Raw genomic sequence first — 22,767 nt, 5'->3', positions numbered from 1 at the left:
CGGCTCAGGTAAAATAGGCCATGGATTCAATTCAGCAAGCTACCCGGCCGCTTTTCGGCTACCGCAAGTTCTGGGCGCAGCGTTTCGGCCCGGCGCCCTTCCTGCCCATGTCGCGCGCCGAAATGGAGGCCCTGGGCTGGGATTCGTGTGACGTCGTCCTTGTCACCGGCGACGCCTACATCGACCACCCGAGCTTTGGCATGGCGCTGATTGGGCGGCTCCTCGAAGCGCAGGGTTTCCGCGTCGGCATCATCTGTCAGCCGGACTGGAATTCGGCGGCCGACTTCAAGCGGCTCGGCAAGCCCAACCTGTTCTTCGGCGTCACGGCCGGCAACATGGATTCGATGGTCAACCGCTATACCTCCGACCGCAAGATCCGCTCCGACGACGCCTACACGCCCAATGCCGAACCGAACAAGCGCCCGGACCGCGCCGTTACCGTCTATGCCCAGCGCTGCCGCGAGGCCTATCCCGGCAGCAACGTGGTGATCGGTTCGATCGAGGCCAGCCTGCGCCGCATCGCCCATTACGATTACTGGTCGGACAAGGTGCGGCGCTCGGTGCTGCCTGATTCGAAGGCTGATTTGCTGGTTTTCGGCAATGCCGAACGGGCCATCGTCGAACTGGCGCATCGTCTGGCCAAGGGTGAAAAGATCGCCGAGATCCGCGACCTGCGGGGCACAGCCTTCATGGTGCCGGCCGGCTGGCTGCCTTCCGATGAATGGGAAGCGATGGATTCGACCTCGGTCGACACACCGGGGCCGCTGGTCAAACACGCCGACCCCTACGCCATGGAAATGGGCACTTCCGGGCCGTCGACCGCAACCGCCCCCGGCGAGCATGCGGTACGCATCGTTTCCCGTGCCGAACGTCTCGCCGCGCGCAAGGACAAGCGTGCCCACACCGTCGTCCGCCTGCCGTCCTACGAACAGGTCAGCAACGACCCGGTGCTCTACGCCCACGCCTCGCGCACGTTCCACCTCGAATCCAACCCCGGTAATGCGCGGGCGCTGGTCCAGGCACACGGCGAGCGCGACGTCTGGCTGAACCCGCCGCCGATCCCACTGACCACCGAGGAACTCGACAAGGTCTACGAACTGCCCTACGCCCGCCGGCCGCATCCGGCCTACGGCGAAGCCAAGATTCCGGCCTGGGAAATGATCCGCTTCTCGGTCAACATCATGCGCGGCTGCTTCGGCGGCTGCACCTTCTGCTCGATCACCGAGCACGAAGGGCGCATCATCCAGAGCCGCTCGGAAGACTCGGTGCTGCGCGAGATCGAGGAGATGCGCGACAAGACGCCGGGCTTCACCGGCATCGTCTCCGACCTCGGCGGGCCGACCGCCAACATGTATCACCTGAAGTGCAAGGACGAGAAGATCGAGTCGGCCTGCCGCCGCCTGTCCTGCGTCTATCCGGACATCTGCGAAAACCTCGGCACCGACCATTCACAGCTGATCTCGCTCTACCGCAAGGCGCGCACCTTGAAGGGCGTCAAGAAGGTGCTGATCGGCTCCGGCTTGCGTTACGACCTCGCCGTCCGTTCGCCCGAATACATCAAGGAACTGGTGACGCACCACGTCGGCGGCTACCTGAAGATTGCCCCCGAACACACCGAGGAAGGCCCGCTGTCGAAGATGATGAAGCCGGGCATGGGCGCCTACGACCGCTTCAAGCAGTTGTTCGACCGCTTCTCGCGCGAAGCCGGCAAGGAACAGTACCTGATTCCCTACTTCATCGCCGCCCATCCCGGAACCAGTGACGAGGACATGCTCAACCTCGCGCTGTGGCTGAAGAAGAACAATTTCCGCCTCGACCAGGTGCAGACCTTCCTGCCGACGCCGATGGCGCTGGCGACGACCATGTACCACAGCGAGCGCAACCCGCTCAAGAAGCTGCACCGGCAGGGCGGCGAAGTCGTCGGCACCGTGCGCAACGGTCGCCAGCGCAAGCTGCACAAGGCCTTCCTGCGCTACCACGATCCCGCCAACTGGCCGTTGTTGCGCGAGGCGCTCAAGGAAATGGGGCGCGCCGACCTGATCGGCAACGGCAAGAAGCAGCTGATCCCGGCCTGGCAACCGGCCGGCACCGGCCCCGCCCGCAAAAGCCCCCCGATCCGCCGAACTGCCCCGGAAAAGCGCCCGGTGCGCGAGCACCGGCAGCGGCTGTCGGGAAAATAATTCCAATTGGGTTTGACGCCATCCCCCAACCTGATGATACTTGCGCAAAAAATCCGTTCAAGGCAATGCGCGAACATCCGGCACCCGCACACGCCGCATTCGCTCCATTGGCTGACGACGCATGATGCCGGGAGTGGGGATGCGAAACGAGCGAGACGACAACAGACGTGGACATGATCGCCGGGTAGGCGAGCGAAGGCGCAACGGCGGTCACCGGATCGATATCGGTCTGCTGCGTGGTACGCAACACCTGCCGACCTGGGAGGACCAGCGCTCGCAATACCTGACCCGCCTCCTCTTTTGCTGTCTGGCCGTGGCCTATTTCAATGTCGGCGGCGAAGCCCAGATCCGCCCGTGGGCCAGCCTGTGGCTGGTCAATGTCGTCATGTCGCTGTACGCCGTCGAAATTCTCGGCTTCATGTGGCATGCCCAGCGCCAGCCGCACGTCCCCTGGCGGCGGCGCCTGACCATGTGGATCGACATCGCGGCGGCCAGTTTCTCCGCCCTGGCCGATGCCACGCTCAGTACGCCGGCCTTCCTCGTCTTCCTGATGGTCATCCTCGGCAACGGCATGCGCTACGGCCTCAGGAGCTTCGGCGAAGCCGCCATCGGCAGTTTTGCAGCGTCGATCGTGATCGTCTGGCTGCGCCTGCCGGACTACCTTGCCATGTTCTCGGTGAGCGCCATTTTCTTCCTCGTCTTCTGCGCCATCATCGTCCTTTACGCGTATTCATTGACCGCCAAGATCGAACGGGTACGGGACAAGCTGGCCCACGAGCGAAACATCGATGCGCTGACCGGCGTGCTGAACCGGCGGGCCCTCAACGAGCGCGTGACGCAACTTTGCCAGTCGTCAACGGGGCACGAACGCGAGGCAGTCGTCCTGTTCGCCGATCTCGACGGTTTCAAGAACGTCAATGACACGCATGGCCACCATGTCGGCGATCGCGTCCTGGTCGCCGTCGCCGAACGCATTCGCGAAAGCGTCCGCAGTCTCGACGTCGTGGCGCGCTACGGCGGCGACGAATTCCTGCTGATCCTGCCCAACGCCTCGCCCGACGGCGGCGAGGTTGTCGCCCAGCGCATTCGGCGCGCGATCAACGAATGGGCACAGTCCAACCGGATCGATTTCAATGTCTCGATCGGCATCGGGCACTATCCGTCGCACGGCGCCGATCTCGAATCTGTCATCGCCTCGGTCGACAAGGCGATGTACCGCAGCAAGATCGAGCACGGCGGCGGCGGGATACTGCATGTCGGCTGCGATCCGGTCCCGGCCTGAGCCTGGGCGCCGCTACCGGCACTCGGCAAGCCGGATGGCCTCGGGTAGACTTCCGCTTTCACCTTCATGAGTTTTCACCATGACCGCACCGGCTGCCACAACGACCACCTATGAAAAGATCGGCGGCGATGCCGCCGTCGGCAAACTCTGCGACCGTTTTTACGAACTGATGGACACCGTGCCGCAGTTCGCCGAACTGCGCGCCATGCACCCGGAAAGCCTGCAGGGCTCGCGCGACAAGCTGTACATGTTCCTTTCCGGCTGGTTCGGTGGTCCCGACCTGTTTGTCGAGAAATTCGGCCACCCGCGCCTGCGCGCGCGCCACATGCCATTCGAGATCGGCACCCGCGAGCGCGACCAATGGGTCGCCTGCATGGTGCTGGCGATGGAGGATGTCGGTATCGAGAAGGAAATTCGCGCAAAGCTGCTCGAAAATTTTTTCAACACCGCCGATTTCATGCGCAATCGCGCGGGCTGACGGAGAAATCTGCCGGCTGGCAGTTCATCCGGCCGCCTCGCTCTCGACCAGGCGGGCGAGCAGGGCCAGGGAATCCTGCCAGCCGAGGTAGCACATTTCAGCCGGAATGACCGCCGGTATGCCTTCCTGGACGATATTGACCTCGGTGCCGCACGAGACCGGGTTCAGGGTCACGGTGGTTTTCATCACGCCCGGCAGGTTGGGATCGTCGAAGGTATCGGTGTAGCTAAGTCGCTCATTCGCCAACAGTTCGACGAAATCGCCGCCGAAGGCATGCGTCGTGCCGGTAGCGAAATTGGTGAACGACATCCGGTAGCTGCCGCCGACGCGGGCATCCATGTGATGGACGCGACCCGTGAAACCGTCCGGCGGCAGCCATTTGTTCATGGCGTCGGGGTCGAGAAAGGCACGGTAGATGCGTTCGGCGGGGGCGCGCAGCACGCGGTGAAAACGGACAGTGTTTCCGGGCATGGCAGTCTCCTCTCGGGGCGGCGGCGAGCGTTCGGAAAGTTCCCGGCATCGGCGCCTCGCCGCTGGGCGCCCCGCCAGTTTAACGAACACTGGCGCCGCACGGCCTTTTTTCCGCCCGGCGGCAGTTGCGCCGGGAAAAGAAAAATCGCCGCTTTCGGCGAATCGGGATGTTGCGGCGCAGCATGCAGTGGTAGAATCACGCCTTTGATTTTTCAGGCCTTCTCCATGTCCGCTCGTCCGATCCGCAACATCGCCATCATCGCCCACGTCGACCACGGCAAGACCACGCTGGTCGACCAGCTGCTCCGCCAGTCCGGTACCTTCGCCGCGCACCAGCAACTGGTCGAGTGCGTCATGGACTCCAACGATCTGGAAAAGGAGCGTGGCATCACGATCCTCTCCAAGAACACCGCGGTCGAATACGAAGGCATCCACATCAATATCGTCGACACCCCGGGCCACGCGGACTTCGGCGGCGAGGTCGAGCGCGTGCTGGGCATGGTCGATGGCGTCGTGCTGCTGGTCGATGCCGCCGAAGGCCCGATGCCGCAGACCCGTTTCGTGACCAAGAAGGCGCTGGCCCAGGGCCTGCGTCCGATCGTGCTGGTCAACAAGGTCGACCGCGACGGCGCCGATCCGGACAACGCCGTCAATCTGACTTTCGACCTGTTCGACAAGCTGGGCGCCACCGACGAGCAGCTCGATTTCCCGATCGTCTACGCCTCCGGCCTCAACGGCTGGGCGGCGATGGAGCTCGACCAGCCACGCGAAAACATGAAGCCGCTGTTCGACACCATCCTGCGCCATGTCCCGGCACCGGATGCCGACATCGACGCGCCGCTGCAGCTGCAGATCACCGCGCTGGACTACTCGTCCTACGTCGGCCGCATCGGCGTCGGCAAGATCATCCGCGGCCGCGTCAAGACCGGCCAGAACGTGCTGGTAATGTTCGGCACCGAGGAAGAGGCGGCCGAACACGACCGCACCCCGATCAAGGCCAAGATCGGCCAGGTCTTCGGCTACAAGGGCCTGAACAAGGTCGAGATGGAGGAAGGCCTGGCCGGCGACATCGTCCAGATCACCGGCATCGAGGACCTCGTGCTGGGCTGCACGGTGACCGACCCGGAACAGCCGGAATCGCTGCCGCTCCTGAAGATCGACGAGCCGACGCTGTCGATGCAGTTCATGGTCAACACCAGCCCGCTGGCCGGCACCGAAGGCAAGTTCGTCACCAGCCGCCAGATCCGCGACCGCCTGCACAAGGAACTGCTGACCAACATGGCGCTGCGCGTGCATGACACGCCGAACGGCGACGTCTTCGACGTGGCCGGCCGTGGCGAACTGCATCTCGGCATTCTGCTCGAGAACATGCGCCGCGAAGGCTACGAGCTGGCCGTCGGCCGGCCGCGCGTCGTCAAGAAGATCATCGACGGCGTCGAGTGCGAGCCGTACGAGCAACTGACCGTCGACGTCGAGGAGGACACCCAGGGCGGCGTCATGGAAAGCCTGGGCCTGCGCAAGGGCGAACTGCAGGACATGGTGCCGGACGGCCGCGGTCGCGTCCGCATCGAGTATCGCATCCCGGCCCGCGGCCTGATCGGCTTCCAGGGCGAATTCATGAACCTGACGCGCGGCAACGGCCTGATGAGCCACGTCTTCGACGACTATGCTCCGGTCAAGGAAGGTTCCGTCGCCGAGCGCCGCAACGGCGTGCTGGTCTCGCAGGACAATGGCGAAGCCGTGGCCTACGCGCTGTGGAAGCTGCAGGATCGCGGCCGCATGTTCGTCAGCCCGGGCGAGAAACTGTACGAGGGCATGATCATCGGCATCCACAGTCGTGAGAACGACCTGGTCGTGAACCCGATCAAGGGCAAGCAGCTGACCAACGTCCGCGCTTCCGGCACCGACGAAGCGGTGCGTCTGGTGCCGCCGGTTCAGCTGAGCCTGGAAGCCGCCGTCGAGTTCATTGCCGAAGACGAACTGGTCGAACTGACGCCGAAATCGATTCGCCTGCGCAAGCGCCACCTGACAGAAATCGAGCGCAAGCGCGCGCTACGTGGCTTGTAACGGGCGTTCCGGACGGAATGGGAAAGGCGGCCTGCGGGCCGCCTTTCTTTTGGCCGATTGTTGCGTTCGACCGCCGGAAAAGGGCAAAAATCAGCCGCCGGTCATCGACATGAAGCGCACGACCTGCGGCGCCTCCATCTGCTGCGTGAAGTCGTGGCCGTAGGGCTTGATGCCCATGCTGTCCATGATCGCCTGGCGCAACGGCGCCGCCTCGCCCGGATGCTCGCGCAGGATGGGCAGCAGGTGCATCGCGTCGTTCTGCCCGAGGCACGGGTAGAGCTCGCCCTTGGCGGTGATCCGTACGCGGTTGCAGCTGTCGCAGAAATTGTGGCTGTGCGGCGAGATGAAGCCGACCCGCGATTCCGAGCCGGGAATCCGCCAGTAGCGCGCCGGGCCGCCCGACGACTCGGTCGACGGGATCAGTTCGAAACGGCTGGCGAGCCGCTCGCGGGTTTCCTCGGAAGAAATGTAGGTGTTGCTGCGCCCGTGGATTTCGCCGAGCGGCATTTCCTCGATGAAGGAGATGTCGAGTTCATGGTCGAGGGCAAACTGGACGAGATCGCCGAATTCGTCATCGTTGATGCCGCGCATCATGACCGTATTGAGCTTGGTGCGCCGGAACCCCGCGGCCCCGGCCGCCGCGATGCCGTTGAGCACCTTGGAGAGGTCGCCGATGCGGGTGATGGCCTTGAAGCGGTCGGCCTTGAGCGTGTCGAGGCTGATGTTGATGCGCCTGACGCCGGCCGACTTGAGTGCGGGCGCGAAACGGTCGAGCTGCGAGCCGTTGGTGGTGATGACCAGGTTGTCGAGGCCGGGCAGGGCGCCGAGGCGCTCGATCAGCCACATCGCCTCCTTGCGCACCAGCGGTTCGCCGCCGGTGATGCGCAGCTTGCTGACGCCGAGACCGACGAAGACCGACGCTACCTGCAGGCATTCCTCGAGGCTCATGACCTCATGGCGTGGCAGGAAGGTCATTTCCTCGGCCATGCAGTAGGTGCAGCGGAAATCGCAGCGGTCGGTGATCGACAGACGCACGTAGGTGATGCGGCGGCCATATTTATCGACCAGCGTGCCAGCCGGATGGGAACGCCGCGCAACGTCGCTTGTCGGAATGAAGTCGTTCAGTCCGTTTGGTGTCGTTTCGGGCCTCAGGGTCTCGTTTTGCATGGTTTGCCAGACGTCAGGTTCGGCCTCACAATGAAACCGGCAGTAGTGTCAGGCCGCCGATTATGGGTATTCGTACATTCACAAACAAGTGGAGGCATCAAAAATGCAAAAGTTCATTCTCGTTGGCGCGCTGGCGTGCAGCGGCGTACTCGCCGGCTGCATGGGCGGCATGGGCACCTCCTCGGCCGACCGTGCCGAGGCGCAGCTGGCCCCGACCCAGGGCAACAAGGTCAGCGGCACGGTCACTTTCGTGCAATCGGGCGACAAGTTGAAGGTGTTCACCGAGGCGAGCGGACTGACGCCGGGTCTTCATGGTTTCCACATCCACGAAAAGGGCGATTGCAGCGCGCCCGACGGCACCAGCGCCGGTGGTCATTTCAATCCGACGGGCAAGCCCCATGGCAACCCCGAACGCGGCGAGCATCACCTCGGCGACATGGTGCAGCTGGTTGCCGACGACAAGGGGAATGCCCGCCAGGTGTCCTACCTCGAGGGGCCGACACTCGCTGACGGGCCGAACAGCATCATCGGGCGCAGCGTGATCGTTCACGCCGCGCTGGACGACTACAAGACGCAGCCGACCGGCAATTCCGGTGGTCGCCAGGCCTGCGGGGTCATCGTCAGGAAATAGCCGTTTTTGCGGCGTCGACCGCAACAGGCGACGGATCGGGCAATTTCCGGTCCGTTTTCAGTTGGCGGCGTGCCGCGACTGCTGCCAGGCCAGCACCGCCTGCCCGGAATAGGCGAGGATCGCCTGGTATTGCTCGGCGGGAAGATTCTGGCGCAACGCCGCGAACAGTTGCCCGGTGGTTTCCTGCGCCAGGCTGCTGGCCGAGGGGTCACTCAGCAGGCGGATCTGGATGCTGGCCAGCGTATCCGCCAGCAGGCGCCAGCCGAGCAGCGGCAGGCGGCCGGCCAGCGCCAGCAGCATGCTGCCCAGGGCCTGCGCGATGCGCTGTGCATCCTGGTCGTCGTCGCAGGCGGTCATCGCGTGCCACAGCGCCAGGTGAATGTTGCGCCGCAATTCAATCCGAAAATCGACGGCGTCGGTTTCGACCCGCTCGATCTGCTCGAAATAGCGCTGGAAACGGGCGTCGTCGGCGCTGTCGAGGGCAGTACGCAAGGCGCCGAGCAGGGCGCTCAGGGCGGGGATCGCGGTGAGGCCGAAGGCCTGGCTGTAGGCCAGGCCCCACTGGTCGAGGCCGCTGGTCAGCAGCACCATGCGTAGCGCCGCAGCGTCGGCGCCATCGCCCGCTGCGCACCAGTTGCGGCAACGGGTTTCGATATCGGCCAGCGCCGGGCCGATTTTCTCGCCCTCGGCATCGGCCGTCAGGCGGAAGATGGTGGCGAAGGCATCCTGGGCCATGCGCGCCGCCTGGCGCTGGGTGTCGGGAGAGGCCAGCGCGGCGAGCTGGTCGGCGGGAATTTCGGTGGTCGTGGTCATTTGTGAGCCTGGCGGCTGCCGTTTTCGGCAAAAGGGTGACAAAATACCCCGATTCCGGATTTTCAAGAAGCGAGAAGGCGGCCATGGCCGTGCGAACCATCCTGCGCATGGGCGATGCCCGACTGTTGCAGCCGGCGGCGCCGGTCGACGCGTTTGCGACCGCCGAACTGCGGGCGCTGATCGCTGACCTGCGCGACACGATGCAGGCAGCCGGTGGTGTCGGGCTGGCCGCGCCGCAGATCGGCGTCGGCCTGCAGGTGGTCATCTTCGGCTTCCAGCACAGCCTGCGCTATCCGGAAGCCGAAGCGGTCCCGGAAACGGTCCTGGTCAATCCGCTGATTACGCCGCTCGACGACGAGACCGAGGACGATTGGGAAGGCTGCCTGTCGGTGCCGGGGCTGCGCGGGTGGGTGCCGCGTCATCGCCATATCCGCTATCGCGGCCGGGACGAGAACGGCGAGCCGATCGACCGCCTGGTGAAAGGCTTCCACGCCCGCGTCGTGCAGCACGAATGCGACCATCTGGTTGGCAAGCTGTATCCGATGCGGGTTCGCGATTTCACGCAATTCGGCTTTACGGATGTGCTGTTTCCCGGCGTCACCTGACGTTTTTGCCCCTGAAAATTAAAAAATTGTTGCAGTGCAACATTGCGCTTGACAACGTAAAACAGCGATGTAGAATGAAGTTGTGTTGCAACGCAGCATTCGATGCAGCGGGCACGAAACCTTTATTCAAGCATGACCTTCAAGGAGAACTTCACCATGATCACCAAGCCCCAGGAATTCGCCAAAGCCGGTTTCGATTCGGTTTCCTTCTTCGCCAACACCGCCTTCGACAGCATCGAGCGTCTGGCCGCCCTCAACCTGAACGCCAGCCGTTCGCTGGTCGAAGCCTCCTTCGCCAACGCCAACGCCCTGTTCGGCGTCAAGGACGTCCAGTCCTTCCTGAAGCTGCAACAGGAACTCGCCGCGCCGGCGATCGAGAAGGGTCTCGACTACTCGCGCAGCGTCTACGCGATCACCGCCGAAACCAAGGACAAGGTCGCCAAGCAGGTTGAAGCCCAGGTTGCCGACACCAACGCCAAGGTTTCCGGTCTGGTCGAGAAGGCCCTGGCCTCCGCGCCGGCTGGTTCCGAAGTGGCTGTCGCCGCTGTCAAGACCGCCATCAAGTCCGCCAACGAAGCCTACGAAGGCCTGAACAAGGCTGCCAAGCAGGCTGCCGAAGTCGCCGAAGCCAGCGTCACCGCCGCGACCGAAGCCACCCTGAAGGCCGCCAACGTCACCGCTCCGAAGGCTGCCAAGAAGTAAGGCGGCCTGAGTTTCTGCCGCCTCGCGGCAGGCGAACCGGAGCCAGTCCCCGGCAGCAAAAAGCCATTGCTTAGCAATGGCTTTTTTATTTTTTATCAATCAACTACGATTGATTGATAATGTATTACATCATGTTTGTTTCGGTGCTGCGACACCGCTATCACCAGAGCGAAGCGCGACACCGTGTTCCACCGGCAGGCCGGTCTGTTGCCAAAGCAGCATGCCGCCGCGCAGGTTCGCAACGCGAGCGAAGCCGGCCTGGCGGAGGATCACCGTCGCCTGGCCGGAGCGCATGCCGGCATGGCAGACCGGGATCACCGGCTTGTCCTGCGGGACTTCCGCCAGGCGGTCCTTGAGTTCATTGAGCGGAATGAGCTGGGCGCCGGCGATGTGGCCCAGCCTTTCGTCCAGTTCCCCGCGCTGGCGCACGTCGAGGATGTGCAGGTCGGCGCGGTGTTCGGCGACCCACTCCGGGTCGATTTCGAGCAGGCCCGCGTAACTCTGTCGTACCGGCCCCCACTCGGCGGGGCGCGGCACCTTGCCGTCGGCGGGTTGCCCGGAACGCATGTTGGCGGGCACGGCGACGGCGATCTGCTTGGGATGCGGGAGATTCAGGTTCTCCATGAAACCGACGAAGTCGCGCTCGTCGGCCTGGCCGCCGATGCGCGGATTGAAGGCCTTTTCCTCGCCGACCGACGACACCGTGCGCCCGTTGTAGTCGTGGGCGGGAAAGATCAGGCAGTCGTCGGGTAGGCTGAAGATCCGCCCGGTGATCGAGCGGAACAGGGTGGCGGCATTGCCCTGCTGGAAATCGCAGCGGCCGGCGCTGCGGATCAGCAGGCAGTCGCCGGTAAAGGCCAGGCGCCGGTCGCCGGTCACGAAAGTCAGGCAGCCGTCGGTGTGGCCGGGCGTGGCACGCACGTCGAGAGACGAATTCCCGAATGCCACCCGGTCGCCGTCGTCGAGCCGCAGGTCGGCGCCCTGCAGGGCATCGCCGTAGCGCCGGGAGATGCCGATCCGGCAGCCCGTCGCCTGCTGCATGAGCCAGGCGCCGGTCACGTGGTCGGCATGGCAATGCGTATCGAGCGCCGCGACCAGCTGCAGCCCGAGTTCCTCGACCAGCGCGCGGTCGCGGAGATGCTGCTCGAAGACAGGGTCGATGATGACCGCCTGCCGGCTCTGCCGGTCGCCCAGCAGGTAGGTGTAGGTCGACGAGGGCGCATCGAAGAGCTGACGGAAGATCAGGTTGCCGAACATGCGTTTCTCCGTGAGCGATCAGGTAGCTGCAGACAATTTATGGCACCGGCGCGGCCCCGGCAAGAGTTTTCTCCGGTGGCCAGCAGTGGCCGGCAGGGTATGGCGCGCCGGGAGGACGGCGACGGCCAGCGGCTGATTCCCCGCGCGCGAACCTTATTTGCGGCTCGTCTTCAACGGCTTGCCCTTGCCGCCGCGGTTGCCGCGGCAGTTTTCCAGGCGTTCGCCCCTGAGCTTGCCGGCAGCGCCGTCGATGACCGGCAGGATTTCCTCCAGTGCCGTCTTGCCGGGTGCCGCATCGATCAGCTTGAGGCCGCGCCCCTTGGGCAGCAGGCGGATTTCGCCGATGGCGAAGACGAGCCCGCGTCCATCTCGGGTGATGCAGGCGATCTCGCCCTCGGGCGCCGGCGCGAAGACCACCGGCACTTCGCCCTCGGGCAGCGTCATGAAGGCCTTGCCGGCCTTGCCGCGCGACAGGAAATCCTCGCCCTGGCAGCGGAAGCCGTAGCCGCCGCTGGCGGCGACCAGGTAGAGCTTCTCGCCTTGCACCGCCAGCGCCAGGCACGGCTTGCCGCCACCGACGAAATCGACCAGCGAGGTGGCCGGGACGCCATCGCCCTTGCCGCCGGGGATGTCCGAGGCCGGGATCGAATAGGCACGGCCCCCGGTATCGAGGAGGATCAGGTGGTCGACCGTGCGGCAGGGCAGGCAGGCGAGCAGGCTGTCGCCGGAGCGGAAGGTCAGCTGCGCCGGTTCGACATTATGGCCGGTGCGCGAGCGCAGCCAGCCGTGCTTCGAGACGACCAGGGTCGTCGGCTCGTCGACGATGGAGACCGTCTTGGCATCCGACATGGTGACCTTGGCATCGGCTTCGATCAGGGTGCGGCGCTCGTCGCCGTATTTCTTCGCGTCAGCTTCGATTTCGCCGGCGACGCAGGCGCGCAGGGCGGCTTCCGAATCGAGCAGGTGGTTGAGTCCCTTGGCTTCTTCCCGCAACCTGCCCAGTTCCTCGCCGATCTTGATGCCTTCCAGCCGCGCCAGCTGGCGCAGGCGGATTTCGAGGATGTCCTCGGCCTGGATCTCGGAGAGATTGAAGTGCGCCATCAGGTCGGCTCTGGGGTCGTCCGACTCGCGGATGACCCTGATGACGCGGTCGATGTCGAGCAGGATGGCCTGCCGGCCTTCGAGGATGTGGATGCGTTTCTCGGCGGCGGTCAGACGATGGCGCGTGCGACGTTCGACGGTGGACAGGCGGAAGCGGCACCATTCCTCGATGATGCTGTACAGCGACGCCTGCCTCGGCGCGCCGGCAACGCCGAGGACGGTCAGGTTGACCGGGGCGTTGGTTTCGAGGCTGGTGTGGGCGAGCAGCAGGCGCACCAGGTCGTCCTGGCCCTGGCGCGAGCTGGCCGGTTCGATGACCAGGCGAACGGCGTGCTCCTTGCCCGACTCGTCGCGCACGCCGCTTTCCGAAATGGCCGACAGGAAGGCCGCCTTCAGGTTGAGCTGCTCCGGAGTGAATACCTTCTTGCCGGCCTTTTCCTTGGCCACCGGGTTCGAGCAGGCCTCGATTTCCGACATCACGGTGGCCGTCGACACGCCCGGCGGCAGTTCGGTGATGACCAGCTTCCACTGGCCGCGCGCCAGGTTTTCGATCTTCCACTTGGCGCGCACGCGCAGGCTACCGCGCCCGGTGCGGTAGGTGGCGGCGATTTCCTCGGGCGACGAGATGATCTGCGCGCCGCCCGGGTAGTCGGGGCCGGGAATCAGTTCCAGCAGCTGATCTTCGCTGAAATCGGGGTCCTTTATCAGGTTGACCGCAGCAGACGCCACTTCGCGCAGGTTGTGGGCCGGGATTTCGGTCGCCATACCCACGGCGATGCCGGAAGCGCCATTCAGCAGGCAGAAGGGCAGGCGGGCCGGCAGCAGCGCCGGTTCATCGTTGGCGCCGTCGTAGTTGGGCTTCCAGTCGACCGTGCCTTCATCGATTTCGGCGAGCAGCAGCTCGGCGATCGGCGTCAGGCGGGCCTCGGTGTAGCGCATCGCCGCCGCGTTGTCGCCGTCGCGCGAGCCGAAATTGCCCTGGCCGTCGACGATCGGGTAACGCAGGCTCCAGTCCTGCGCCATGCGCACCATCGCGTCATAGACCGACGAATCGCCGTGCGGGTGGTATTTGCCGATCACGTCGCCGACGACGCGTGCCGACTTCACGTGGCGCGGGCTCTTGTACAGGCCCATGCGGTGCATGGCGTAGAGAATGCGGCGCTGCACCGGCTTCTGGCCGTCCGCCGCCGAGGGCAGGGCGCGGCCGGTGACGACGCTCATCGCGTATTCGAGATAGCGGCGGGCAGCATAGTCGGCGGGCGAGGGGATGTCGTCGGCCGGGCCGGAAGCGGCGGGTGGGACGTTCGGTGGGAGATTGGGCGGCACCGGCTCGGCGGGTCGGTTTTGCGGGGCGTTGGGGTCGAAGAGTTTCAACTGGTCGTTCATGGCTTTGCAGTCTGCATCGGGCAGCCGGGATGTTACTCGATTTGTGGCGGCCGGGCCGGGCTTCCCGGCTGGATAATCGACTGCCGAGGCCGGGCGGGATTCGGCTGAAAGGGCGGATTACTGTGGTCGACCGCAGCAATCCGGGCAAATCAGCCGGCGGCGAAGCCGCGCGCCAGTTCCCGGGTGACTTCGGCAGCCGGCACGGGACGGCAGGAGACGGCGTTCTGGCCGCACCACAGCGGGGTGAAGTCGGTACGCCCCTGCTTTTCCGCAGCAGCGCGCAGCGGCGCGACGGCGGCTGCCGCCAGCGGGAAGGCGGGTGCGGCCGGGTTCAACGGCCCCTGTTCGCGCATCAGCCGATTGACGATGCCGCGCGCCGGGCGGCCGGAGAACAGGTTGGTCAGTGCCGTGTGCGCTACTGCGTCGGTTTGCAGCGCGGCGCGGTGCAGGGCGCCGGTCGTCGCCTCCGGGCACAGCAGATAGGCGGTGCCGGCCTGGACGGCGGCGGCGCCCAGGGCGCGGGCCGCCGCGGCACCCGCAGCATCGGCGATGCCGCCGGTAGCGACGACCGGGCAGGCGACGGCGGTGACGATCTGCGGCAGCAGGGCGATGGTGCCGACCTGCGTCGTCAGGTCATCGCCGAGGAAAATGCCGCGATGTCCGCCGGCTTCGAGCCCCTGCGCGATGACCGCATCGGCGCCGTGCGCAGCCAGCCAGCGCGCTTCGGCGACGGTAGTTGCCGACGACATCACGAAGGCGCCGGTCGCCTTGACGCGTGCGAGCAGGTGTTCCGCCGGCAAGCCGAAATGGAAGCTGACGACGGGGGGACGGAATTCCTCGACCAAGGCCGCCGCCTCGTCGTTGAACGGCAGGCGTCCCGGGCCGGCCGGAATCGCCTCGGGATCGATGCCGAATTCCCGGTAATACGGCGCCAGCCGCTGGCGCCAGGCGGTCTCGCGGGCGGGATCGGGGAGCGGCGGCGGGGTGTGGGCGAAGAAATTGACGTTCCACGGCCGGTCCGTTCCGGCCCTCAGCGCCGCCAGTTCGCGGCGCAGCTCGCCCATCGGCAGCATCGCCGCCGGCAGCGAACCAAGGCCGCCGGCGGCGCAGACGGCGAGCGCCAGCGCGCTACCCTGGACGCCGGCCATCGGCGCCTGGATGACCGGCAGCAACAGGCCAGCTTCGGCGAGAAAACTCATGGGGACTCCGTGTCGTCGAGAAGACGTTCGCATTCTGCCAGCAGCGACCGGGCCAGCTCGGAATGGTAGTTGGGGTCGAGCGCTTCCATCATTTCATGGGCGGCATACAGACCGGCTTCGCGCGACAGCGTTCCGGCCATCTGCCTGGCGAACTGGTCGCTCAGCGCCGCCAGCCGCCGGCGCTCGGCGAGCGGCAATGCGCTTTTGGAGCGGGCCAGCCAGTCGGCGGCCAGGCTGGCGCCCTGGGCGTCGCTCAGCCACTGCCCGTGTTCATACCAGGTGGAGAGGCGGTGGGCGGCGAGCGCGAACAACAGGGCGATGTTGATACCGCGCGGGGTCGGCGGCGTGTCGTCGCGTATCCGCATGTCAGGTGTGCCGCGCAGCAAGCGCCCGGGCGATGAAATGCCGCCCGACCCGCGGCTTCGGCACGCGGTCGTCGAACCAGGCGCGGGGATCGGTGTCCAGCCCGATGCCGTGCATGTAGTTGTAGAGCGCCTTGTTCAGCGCCTTGCCGAGGCGGTCGTGGTCGACGCCGGTGGGGTCGATGAAGTCGACGTCGTTCCTGGCGAACTTGCCGGGCGGCAGCGGCTGCAGGCGGATGCCGTATTCCGCCGGGTGGAGGCCGATCGGCGAATGCACGGTGCACGCGAAGCGGTGGAAGAAGCCGGACTGGATGCAGTTTTCGGCAAAAAGCTGGCGGACGTATTCGAGCGCATCGACGGTGTCCTGCACCGTCTGCGTCGGGAAGCCGTACATCAGGTAGGCGTGAACCAATACTCCGGCTTGGCTGAAGGCGCGCGTGACGCGGGCGACCTGCTCGACCGAGACGCCTTTCTTCATCAGCGCCAGCAGGCGGTCGGAGGCAACTTCGAGACCGCCGGAAACGGCGATGCAGCCACTGTCGGCCAGTTGCAGGCAAAGCTCGGGGGTGAAGGATTTTTCGAAGCGGATGTTGCCCCACCACGAAATCGCCAGGTTGCGCCGCTGCAGTTCCTCGGCCAGGGCGCGCAGGGCCTTGGGCGGCGCGGCCTCGTCGACGAAATGGAAGCCGCTGTGCCCAGTTTCGTCGACGATGCGCTCGATGCGGTCAACCAGCGTCCGGGCGCTGGCCGCCTCGAAGCGCGAGATGTAGTCGAGGCTGACGTCGCAGAAGCTGCATTTCTTCCAGTAGCAGCCGTGGGCGACGGTGAGCTTGTTCCAGTGGCCGTCCGACCACAGCCGGTGCATGGGGTTGAGCATGTCGAGCAGCGACAGGTAGCGGTCGAGCGGCAGGCCGTCCCAGGTCGGGGTGCCGGTTTCCTCGAACGGAATGTCGGGCTCCTGATTGTTGAAGTAGCGTACAGCGCCCTCGACCCGGGTAAAGGTACGGACCAGGTTGAGGCGCGGCCGTTCTCCCGCCAGGTGCTCGAACAGCGCCAGCAGCGGTTTTTCGCCGTCGTCGAGGGTGAGGTAGTCGAAATGGTCGAAGACGCGCGGCTCGGCCAGTTCGCGCAGCTCGGTATTGACATAGCCGCCGCCGAGCACGGTGACGACCTGCGGATATGTTGCCTTGATCGTCTGCGCGATGCGGAAGGCGGCATAGACCGAGCCGGGGAAGGGCACCGAAATCAGCACGATGTCCGGCCTGCTGCGGTCGACCGCCGAAATGGCCAGATTTTGCAGGGTCGTATCGACCAGCGTCGGCTCCCCCGCCAGGGCCGTGGCCAGCGGGTCGAAGCTCGCCTGGCTGCGGGCCAGCGCTTCGGCATAGCGGACGAACTCGAAGCGGGTGTCGACCGCCTCGCGCAGTACGTCGGCCAGGTCGTTGAGGTAGAGCGTCGCCAGGTGCCGCGCCCGGTCCTGCACGCCGAGCGCACCGAAGGCCCAGGCCAGCGGGTCGCCGCCGTCCTCGCCGACGTAGTTGTCGAGCGCCGCGAAGCGCGGCCCTTCGGGCAGGAAGGCGCGCGAGCCGATGCGGTGGGCGATCGAGCCGTCGCGGCCCTGAAGCAGCGCAATGGCCGGACCGATGGTGGAAAGATAGCGGTCGAACTGGTTGAGGAAGGTCTTGAGCGTGGGTGAGCGCTTTTTGCCGGGAATCGCCTCGGCCGCCGCCCTGAGCTTCGGCAGGCCGGCCGGCGACAGCAGTTCGAGCACCAGCGCCAGCGCCAGGTCGGTCTGTTCGGCATGGAAACCGCGCGAACGCAGGAAACCGGTGAGGTAGGCGGTGGCCGGATAGGGCGTGTTCAATTGCGTCATCGGCGGGATGACGCTGAGGATGCGCGGGCGATGCAGGGCCACGGCCGCCTATCTGCCCAGGCGCTGCTTGATCTGCGGCAGCGCGGCGAGGGCGGCGCGTTCGCCTTCCATCATGGCGTCGTGCCGCGCGGTGAAATCCCAGGACTTGACGTAGGGAAGGTTCGGCCGGATGACGATGTCGGCTTCCTTCAGCTCGTTGCGGGCGATGATGCCGCCCATGACGGTCGTCGTCTGCCAGAGGATGGCGCTCAGGCTGTCGGTCGGCTGGCCTTCGGGGCGCGCCGAGATGTCGACGGCGATGACGAAATCGGCGCCCATTTCCCGCGCCGCCTGTACCGGCACCGGGCTGGTCAGGCCGCCGTCCACGTAGCTGCGGCCGCGGAACTGCATGGGCTGGAAGACGCCGGGCACGGCGGCCGACGCGCGCACGGCCATGCCGGTGTCGCCGGTGCGGAAAACGACGCGCTCGCCGCTGTTGAGATCGGTGGCGACCGTGGCGAAGGGCTTGTTCAGCTTTTCCAGCGGGCGCTTGCCGAGATTCTGGTTGATGAAGTCCTGCAGGGCCTCCCCCTTGAGCAGGCCGCGGCCGCCCAGCGTCCAGTCGGCGAAGATCTTTTCGTCGAGCTGGACGGCAATCTTCTGCATGGCGAAGGCGTCGAGGCCGCTGGCGTAGAGCGAACCGACGACGGCGCCGGCGCTGGTGCCAACGACGTAGTCGGGAACGATGCCTTGCGCTTCGAGCATCTTGATCACGCCGATGTGGGCGAAGCCGCGCGCCGCGCCGCCGCCGAGGGCGAGGCCGATCTTCGGCTTGCGTAGCGCGACTGGCGCCGGCGCAGCCGGTGTCGCGGCAGGCGGGGCGGCAGGTTTCGCCGAACCGAGCGAGGGGAGCGAACCGCAGCCGGCGAGCAGGGCGATGCCGAGGACCAGCAGGCCGGCGCGGAGCACGGGCAGACGGGGCATGGTCGGGGAGTGGACGTTCACAAGATGTGCAAAGGGCCGAAGCTTAGCGACTTGCGCTTACCGGCGCTGTGACGGTCGGTAACTCTGAGGACCGAATGGGCAGGCGCTCAGACATCCGCCTCGACCAGCCCGCCGTCCTTTTCCATCCAGGCGCGGCGGCCGGCGGCTTCGCCCTTGCCCATGAGCAGCGTGAAGGTGCCGGCCATTTCGGCGATGACATCGCGGCTGGCCTGGAAGGGCACGAGGCGGCGGGTGTCCGGGCAGAGCGTGGTTTCCCAGAGCTGGTCCGGGTTCATTTCGCCGAGGCCCTTGAAGCGGGAGACGCTGATCTTGCTCTCCGCAACGCCCTCGTCGGCCAGCTTCTGCAGCGTCTGTTGCTTCTCGGCCTCGTCCAGACAATAGATCTTGCGCGTGTGGCCGCGCGCCTCGACATCGACGCGGAACAGCGGCGGCTGGGCGACGTAAATGTGGCCGCGCTCGACCAGGGCCGGGAAATGGCGGAGGAAGAGGGTGAACAGCAGCACCTGGATGTGCGAGCCATCGACGTCGGCATCGGACATGACGATGATCCGCCCGTAGCGCAGCCCGGACACGTCGACCGTGTCGATCTGCTCCAGGCCGTGCGGGTCGACGCCGATGGCCACCGAGATGTCGTGCACCTCGTTGTTCTTGAACAGCTGATCGCGCTCGACTTCCCATGTGTTGAGCACCTTGCCGCGCAGCGGCAGCACAGCCTGCGTCTCCTTGTCGCGGCCCTGCTTGGCGGAGCCACCGGCCGAGTCGCCCTCGACCAGGAAGACCTCGTTGCGGCTGGTGTCGTCCGATTCGCAGTCGGTCAGCTTGCCGGGCAGGGTGGCGATGCCGGACGATTTCTTTTTCTCGACCTTCTGGGTCGATTTCATGCGGTTCTGCGCCGCCTTGACGGCCAGTTCGGCGATCTTCTTGCCGAAATCGGCGTGGCTGTTGAGCCACAGCTCGAAGGGGTCGCGCACCATCTGCGAGACGAGCTTGTAGGCGTCGCGCGAGGTCAGCTTTTCCTTGGTCTGGCCCTGGAATTGCGGGTCGAGCACCTTGGCCGAGAGCAGCCAGGTCATGCGGCCGCAGACGTCTTCCTGCGCCAGCTTGACCTTGGCCGGCAGGATGGCGTGATGGTCGGCGAAGGTCTTGACCGCCTCGAAGACGCCGGCCTTCAGCCCGGCCTCGTGGGTGCCGCCGTCGAGCGTCGGGATCAGGTTCACGTAGGATTCCGGCTTGCCGCCGCCTTCCTCGAACCAGGCCAGCGCCCAGGTCGCACCTTCGCCGACGGCGAAGCCGTTCTCGGCCTCGACGTACTTCTCGCCGACGAAGATCGGCGCAACCGGCTGGCCGACCATCATTTCGGCGAGGTAGTCGGCCATGCCGTTGCGGTAGCACCAGCTTTTTGGCGCCTCGCCCTCGATTTCCAGCTCGACGGTGACGTTGGGCATCAGTACGGCCTTGGAACGTAGCAGGTGTTCCAGTTGCGCCAGATTGACCTTCGGCGAGTCGAAATATTTCGGGTCTGGCACGATGCGCACCGTGGTCCCGGTGTTGCGCTGGCCGCAGTCGCCGATGCGCGCCAGCGGCTCGGTGACGAAGCCGGCGCCGAAGGCGATGCGGTGCACGCCGCCACCGCGCCTGATCTCGACTTCCAGCCGCGTCGACAGCGCATTGGTCACCGAGACGCCGACGCCGTGCAGGCCACCCGAGAAGCGGTAGGCGTTGCCGGCCTCCTTCTTGTTGAACTTGCCGCCGGCGTGCAGCTTGCAGAACACCAGCTCGACCGCCGGCCGGCCTTCCTCCGGATGGATCTCGACCGGGATGCCGCGGCCGTTGTCGGACACCTCGATCAGCCCGTCGGCCTGGATGCGCACCGCGATCTTCTTCGCGAAGCCGGCCAGCGCCTCGTCGGCGGCGTTGTCGATGACTTCCTGGACGATGTGGGTCGGGCAGGTCGTCCGGGTGTACATGCCCGGGCGTTCCTTGACGGGTTCGAGGTCCTTGAGGACGCGGATGGAAGAGGCGGAATAGTCAGTCATGCGCTGTGAAAATGAGGCAATAAAGGCGGTCGACCGCAGCGATCAGCGGTTGCCGGCGGATTGTACCGGCTGTGGCGGCATTCCCAACGCGCCGATCATCGCGCGCACGGCGCGCAGCTGGGCGCCGTCGCGGGTAGGGTAGTCGGCGCCGGTGTAGCCCCACCAGTCCCAGCAGCCCTTCGGATTGAGCAGCCAGCGGAACGAGCCCCAGGCCAGGCCGTAGCGCCGCACCGTCTGCGGGTAAAGCACGACGATACGGTTGCTCGCTGCCCAGCCGTTGTAGCCGGCGCCGTCGACGAAGCGGCGGCCGATTTCGCCGGCGTTCTGCAGGCAGCCGTGAAAGGCAACGTGGATCCGGCAGCCGCCGCTGCGGCAGGCGGTGGGAACGAAGGCATAGCCCTCGTCGGCCAGGCTGGCGTCGACGGCGCGCCCGCGCACGAAGGGGCGCTGGTCGAAGACGACCATCTCGCCGGCCGGCGGCGCGGCGGGCGGCTGCAGCGGGCCGAGCAGGTGCGCCAGCAACTGGCCGGCGGCGTCGACGTCCTGGCAACGGTTGATGAACGGTGTTTCGCTGGTCGGGCAGGCGTTGGCCTGCGGGTCGGCGACCGAAAGCATGGCGTGGCCAGCCTCCGGCACCTTGACGAAGCGGATGGCGTCAGCGGGCAGGGCGGCGCGGTAGAAGGCGTCCAGCGCGTCCATCACCGGCGCCAGGACGACCTGGTCGTTGCCGCCGGCCAAGAGCCAGACGCGGTCGTCGCGCAACCTGGCGGCGGGGTCGATGCGGCCTGCCGCGGCGAACTGATTCACCACCCGCAGGGTCTCCTCGGCGGTCGGCGGCTGCGCGTCGCCGGTCGGCGCCATGCAGTTGCCCAGCGCCCGGCGCACCGAACCACGGGCACAGTCATACGGCCCGCCGGCGACGATCCCGGCGCCCCGCACGATGGACGAATAGGCGACCTGGAACTGCACCGCCATGTAGCCGCCGGAAGAGATGCCGGACACCGTCACGTCGTCGGTACTCGCGCCCAGCGCCGGCAGCGGTTGAGCAGCACTGGCACCGGCCGCAGCAAGCAGGAGAAGGATCGGGACGGCGCGGCGCAGGGAGAGGAGGTTCATGACGGCAGGTTGTGCAGGGTTGGCGGATGGCGTCGTGAAAAACGGGCAAAAATGCGGGTCGACCGCAACAGGCGGCGCCGGCGGCATTCTACCGGTTCCGGCAGCCGGGAACGGAATTGAAAAGGGCCGGCGAGGCCGGCCCTGGGGCATACTCCGCCGGAACGGGGAGCGCTACTTGCTCTTGATCGCCTTGCCGGCCGGCGTCGATCCGCCCTGGACGCCGAGCTGGCCGCCGGTGCCGAGGCCGCCTTGCACCTCCTGCGCCTTGTAGTTGCGCACCGCGCGCACCAGGTTGTTGTAGGAATCGGTGAAGGCGGCGACGATGACCTTTCCTTCGGCGGTATTCGAGTAGCCGCCGCCGATGCCGCCGGCCGCCGAGCCAAGCAGGCCGCCGATGGCGCCGAAATCCATGTTGCGTGCACTGCCCTCGGCCGCCGCCAGCTGGACGCTGGAACGGTTGTCGATCAGGGTCAGCAGGGTGCTGGCTTCCTTGACGTTCATGCTGCCGCCGAGCAGCGCGCCGACCGAGCCCAGGCGGCCGCCGATCGCCGCACCGGCGCCGCCGGCATTCTGGTTGCTGAAAGTGATCGACGGGCTCATCGAGTAGTCGGCGGCAACCATCTGGCCCTTGCCGAAATTGGAGCCCTTGCGCATCTCGCCCGACTGTTCCAGCGCGCGCTCGCCCATGATGTTGCCCATGGCGCGGCCGCGCTCGACGACGACGAAGCAGTTCGATTGCTGGACCAGCAGCTTGAGCACCGGCACCGTCGACCCGAGCCGCCATTGGCCGGTGAGGATGCCGTACCACGAGGCATGGGTGTCCTCGACGATCGCCACCGTCCCCATCGTCGCCGCGCACTTTTCGAGCTGCGAGTTGGCGCCCTGGACATTGCTGCCGGCCGCGGAGCCGGTTGCCGTCGTCTTCGCCTCGGGGGAACCCATCTGCATGTTGGAACAAGCGGCCAGCGTCGCGCACAGCATCCCGCCCAGCAGGACGCGACATTTGGAAAGTTGGGGTGCTTTCATGATGACCTCCTAGATTGTTCGTGACTGTTCT

Annotated in this window: 19 protein-coding genes; 7 read left to right on the top strand and 12 right to left on the bottom strand. The window is 66.1% G+C overall.

Translation table 11 applies throughout. From position 1 onward, the window contains the following. Positions 1-20 precede the first annotated feature (20 nt). From GH660_RS09995 to GH660_RS09985, 3 genes are all read left to right on the top strand, one after another. Positions 21-2,180, top strand: coding sequence for a YgiQ family radical SAM protein (locus GH660_RS09995; protein ID WP_153146514.1), 2,160 nt, complete (start codon positions 21-23; stop codon positions 2,178-2,180). Between the two features lie 139 nt (positions 2,181-2,319). After that, positions 2,320-3,462 carry a GGDEF domain-containing protein gene (locus GH660_RS09990; RefSeq protein ID WP_194266283.1) on the top strand — a complete coding sequence of 381 codons (1,143 nt, stop codon included), beginning with the start codon at positions 2,320-2,322 and terminating at the stop codon, positions 3,460-3,462. A gap of 79 nt (positions 3,463-3,541) precedes the next feature. Further along, the gene (locus tag GH660_RS09985; protein ID WP_153146512.1) at positions 3,542-3,940 is read left to right on the top strand and encodes a group II truncated hemoglobin; all 399 of its coding nucleotides are present in this window, start codon (positions 3,542-3,544) and stop codon (positions 3,938-3,940) included. 24 nt (positions 3,941-3,964) lie between these two features. On the opposite strand, the gene GH660_RS09980 is transcribed toward GH660_RS09985, so the two are convergent. Next, positions 3,965-4,411, bottom strand: a complete 447-nt coding sequence (locus GH660_RS09980) for an SRPBCC family protein (protein WP_153146511.1) — start codon at positions 4,409-4,411, stop codon at positions 3,965-3,967. A gap of 225 nt (positions 4,412-4,636) precedes the next feature. Here GH660_RS09980 and typA point away from each other — a divergent pair, with 225 nt between their 5' ends. Beyond that, positions 4,637-6,478 (top strand): translational GTPase TypA, encoded by a 1,842-nt coding sequence (gene typA / locus GH660_RS09975; RefSeq protein ID WP_153146510.1) that lies wholly within the window; start codon positions 4,637-4,639, stop codon positions 6,476-6,478. Between the two features lie 90 nt (positions 6,479-6,568). On the opposite strand, the gene moaA is transcribed toward typA, so the two are convergent. Beyond that, a complete protein-coding gene (moaA, locus tag GH660_RS09970; RefSeq protein ID WP_153146509.1) occupies positions 6,569-7,645 on the bottom strand; it encodes a GTP 3',8-cyclase MoaA in 1,077 nt (358 codons plus the stop codon). A gap of 103 nt (positions 7,646-7,748) precedes the next feature. On the opposite strand from moaA, the gene GH660_RS09965 reads away from it, so the two are divergent. Continuing rightward, a complete protein-coding gene (locus GH660_RS09965; protein ID WP_153146508.1) occupies positions 7,749-8,276 on the top strand; it encodes a superoxide dismutase family protein in 528 nt (175 codons plus the stop codon). A gap of 57 nt (positions 8,277-8,333) precedes the next feature. On the opposite strand, the gene GH660_RS09960 is transcribed toward GH660_RS09965, so the two are convergent. Further along, complete coding sequence (locus GH660_RS09960; protein WP_153146507.1) at positions 8,334-9,089, bottom strand: hypothetical protein; 756 nt, start codon at positions 9,087-9,089, stop codon at positions 8,334-8,336. Positions 9,090-9,172: 83 nt separating this feature from the next. Here GH660_RS09960 and def point away from each other — a divergent pair, with 83 nt between their 5' ends. Beyond that, positions 9,173-9,694, top strand: coding sequence for a peptide deformylase (gene def / locus GH660_RS09955; protein WP_153146506.1), 522 nt, complete (start codon positions 9,173-9,175; stop codon positions 9,692-9,694). Positions 9,695-9,850: 156 nt separating this feature from the next. After that, on the top strand, positions 9,851-10,396 hold the full coding sequence (locus GH660_RS09950) for a phasin family protein (RefSeq protein WP_153146505.1): 546 nt from the start codon (positions 9,851-9,853) through the stop codon (positions 10,394-10,396). Positions 10,397-10,525: 129 nt separating this feature from the next. On the opposite strand, the gene GH660_RS09945 is transcribed toward GH660_RS09950, so the two are convergent. The 9 genes from GH660_RS09945 to GH660_RS09905 all read right to left on the bottom strand — a co-directional run bounded on the left by GH660_RS09945 (position 10,526) and on the right by GH660_RS09905 (position 22,736). Further along, positions 10,526-11,653, bottom strand: coding sequence for an MBL fold metallo-hydrolase (locus GH660_RS09945; protein ID WP_153146504.1), 1,128 nt, complete (start codon positions 11,651-11,653; stop codon positions 10,526-10,528). A 153-nt stretch (positions 11,654-11,806) separates the two neighbouring features. Then, entirely contained in the window at positions 11,807-14,140 is a 2,334-nt protein-coding gene (gene parC / locus GH660_RS09940) for a DNA topoisomerase IV subunit A (protein ID WP_153146503.1), read from the bottom strand. A 149-nt stretch (positions 14,141-14,289) separates the two neighbouring features. Beyond that, positions 14,290-15,339 (bottom strand): nitronate monooxygenase family protein, encoded by a 1,050-nt coding sequence (locus GH660_RS09935; RefSeq protein WP_153146502.1) that lies wholly within the window; start codon positions 15,337-15,339, stop codon positions 14,290-14,292. Further along, on the bottom strand, positions 15,336-15,704 hold the full coding sequence (locus GH660_RS09930; protein ID WP_153146501.1) for a hypothetical protein: 369 nt from the start codon (positions 15,702-15,704) through the stop codon (positions 15,336-15,338). The genes GH660_RS09935 and GH660_RS09930 overlap by 4 nt, the downstream gene beginning before the upstream one ends. A gap of 1 nt (position 15,705) precedes the next feature. Beyond that, on the bottom strand, positions 15,706-17,574 hold the full coding sequence (locus tag GH660_RS09925) for a radical SAM protein (RefSeq protein WP_153146583.1): 1,869 nt from the start codon (positions 17,572-17,574) through the stop codon (positions 15,706-15,708). 48 nt (positions 17,575-17,622) lie between these two features. Continuing rightward, on the bottom strand, positions 17,623-18,537 hold the full coding sequence (locus GH660_RS09920; protein WP_153146500.1) for a patatin-like phospholipase family protein: 915 nt from the start codon (positions 18,535-18,537) through the stop codon (positions 17,623-17,625). A 107-nt stretch (positions 18,538-18,644) separates the two neighbouring features. Beyond that, positions 18,645-20,594, bottom strand: coding sequence for a DNA topoisomerase IV subunit B (gene parE / locus GH660_RS09915; protein WP_153146499.1), 1,950 nt, complete (start codon positions 20,592-20,594; stop codon positions 18,645-18,647). 42 nt (positions 20,595-20,636) lie between these two features. After that, positions 20,637-21,710, bottom strand: a complete 1,074-nt coding sequence (locus GH660_RS09910) for a poly(3-hydroxybutyrate) depolymerase (RefSeq protein WP_153146498.1) — start codon at positions 21,708-21,710, stop codon at positions 20,637-20,639. Between the two features lie 171 nt (positions 21,711-21,881). Further along, positions 21,882-22,736 carry a CsgG/HfaB family protein gene (locus GH660_RS09905; RefSeq protein ID WP_153146497.1) on the bottom strand — a complete coding sequence of 285 codons (855 nt, stop codon included), beginning with the start codon at positions 22,734-22,736 and terminating at the stop codon, positions 21,882-21,884. Positions 22,737-22,767: the final 31 nt, after the last annotated feature.

The sequence above is a fragment of the Dechloromonas sp. H13 genome (assembly GCF_009469615.1).
Classification (GTDB): domain Bacteria; phylum Pseudomonadota; class Gammaproteobacteria; order Burkholderiales; family Rhodocyclaceae; genus Azonexus.
This window is presented reverse-complemented; position numbering and strand designations above follow the sequence as displayed.

Excerpts from the sequence above, each read along its gene's own strand:
- GH660_RS09935 (WP_153146502.1), bottom strand. The coding sequence starts at position 15,339 with ATGAGTTTTCTCGCCGAAGCTGGCCTGTTGCTGCCGGTCATCCAGGCG.
- GH660_RS09980 (WP_153146511.1), bottom strand. The coding sequence starts at position 4,411 with ATGCCCGGAAACACTGTCCGTTTTCACCGCGTGCTGCGCGCCCCCGCC.
- GH660_RS09920 (WP_153146500.1), bottom strand. The coding sequence starts at position 18,537 with ATGCCCCGTCTGCCCGTGCTCCGCGCCGGCCTGCTGGTCCTCGGCATC.
- moaA (WP_153146509.1), bottom strand. The coding sequence starts at position 7,645 with ATGCAAAACGAGACCCTGAGGCCCGAAACGACACCAAACGGACTGAAC.
- GH660_RS09960 (WP_153146507.1), bottom strand. The coding sequence starts at position 9,089 with ATGACCACGACCACCGAAATTCCCGCCGACCAGCTCGCCGCGCTGGCC.
- GH660_RS09925 (WP_153146583.1), bottom strand. The coding sequence starts at position 17,574 with ATGACGCAATTGAACACGCCCTATCCGGCCACCGCCTACCTCACCGGT.
- GH660_RS09995 (WP_153146514.1), top strand. The coding sequence starts at position 21 with ATGGATTCAATTCAGCAAGCTACCCGGCCGCTTTTCGGCTACCGCAAG.
- GH660_RS09965 (WP_153146508.1), top strand. The coding sequence starts at position 7,749 with ATGCAAAAGTTCATTCTCGTTGGCGCGCTGGCGTGCAGCGGCGTACTC.
- GH660_RS09910 (WP_153146498.1), bottom strand. The coding sequence starts at position 21,710 with ATGAACCTCCTCTCCCTGCGCCGCGCCGTCCCGATCCTTCTCCTGCTT.
- GH660_RS09985 (WP_153146512.1), top strand. The coding sequence starts at position 3,542 with ATGACCGCACCGGCTGCCACAACGACCACCTATGAAAAGATCGGCGGC.
- GH660_RS09990 (WP_194266283.1), top strand. The coding sequence starts at position 2,320 with ATGCGAAACGAGCGAGACGACAACAGACGTGGACATGATCGCCGGGTA.
- parC (WP_153146503.1), bottom strand. The coding sequence starts at position 14,140 with ATGAACGACCAGTTGAAACTCTTCGACCCCAACGCCCCGCAAAACCGA.
- GH660_RS09945 (WP_153146504.1), bottom strand. The coding sequence starts at position 11,653 with ATGTTCGGCAACCTGATCTTCCGTCAGCTCTTCGATGCGCCCTCGTCG.
- def (WP_153146506.1), top strand. The coding sequence starts at position 9,173 with ATGGCCGTGCGAACCATCCTGCGCATGGGCGATGCCCGACTGTTGCAG.
- GH660_RS09930 (WP_153146501.1), bottom strand. The coding sequence starts at position 15,704 with ATGCGGATACGCGACGACACGCCGCCGACCCCGCGCGGTATCAACATC.
- typA (WP_153146510.1), top strand. The coding sequence starts at position 4,637 with ATGTCCGCTCGTCCGATCCGCAACATCGCCATCATCGCCCACGTCGAC.
- parE (WP_153146499.1), bottom strand. The coding sequence starts at position 20,594 with ATGACTGACTATTCCGCCTCTTCCATCCGCGTCCTCAAGGACCTCGAA.
- GH660_RS09950 (WP_153146505.1), top strand. The coding sequence starts at position 9,851 with ATGATCACCAAGCCCCAGGAATTCGCCAAAGCCGGTTTCGATTCGGTT.
- GH660_RS09905 (WP_153146497.1), bottom strand. The coding sequence starts at position 22,736 with ATGAAAGCACCCCAACTTTCCAAATGTCGCGTCCTGCTGGGCGGGATG.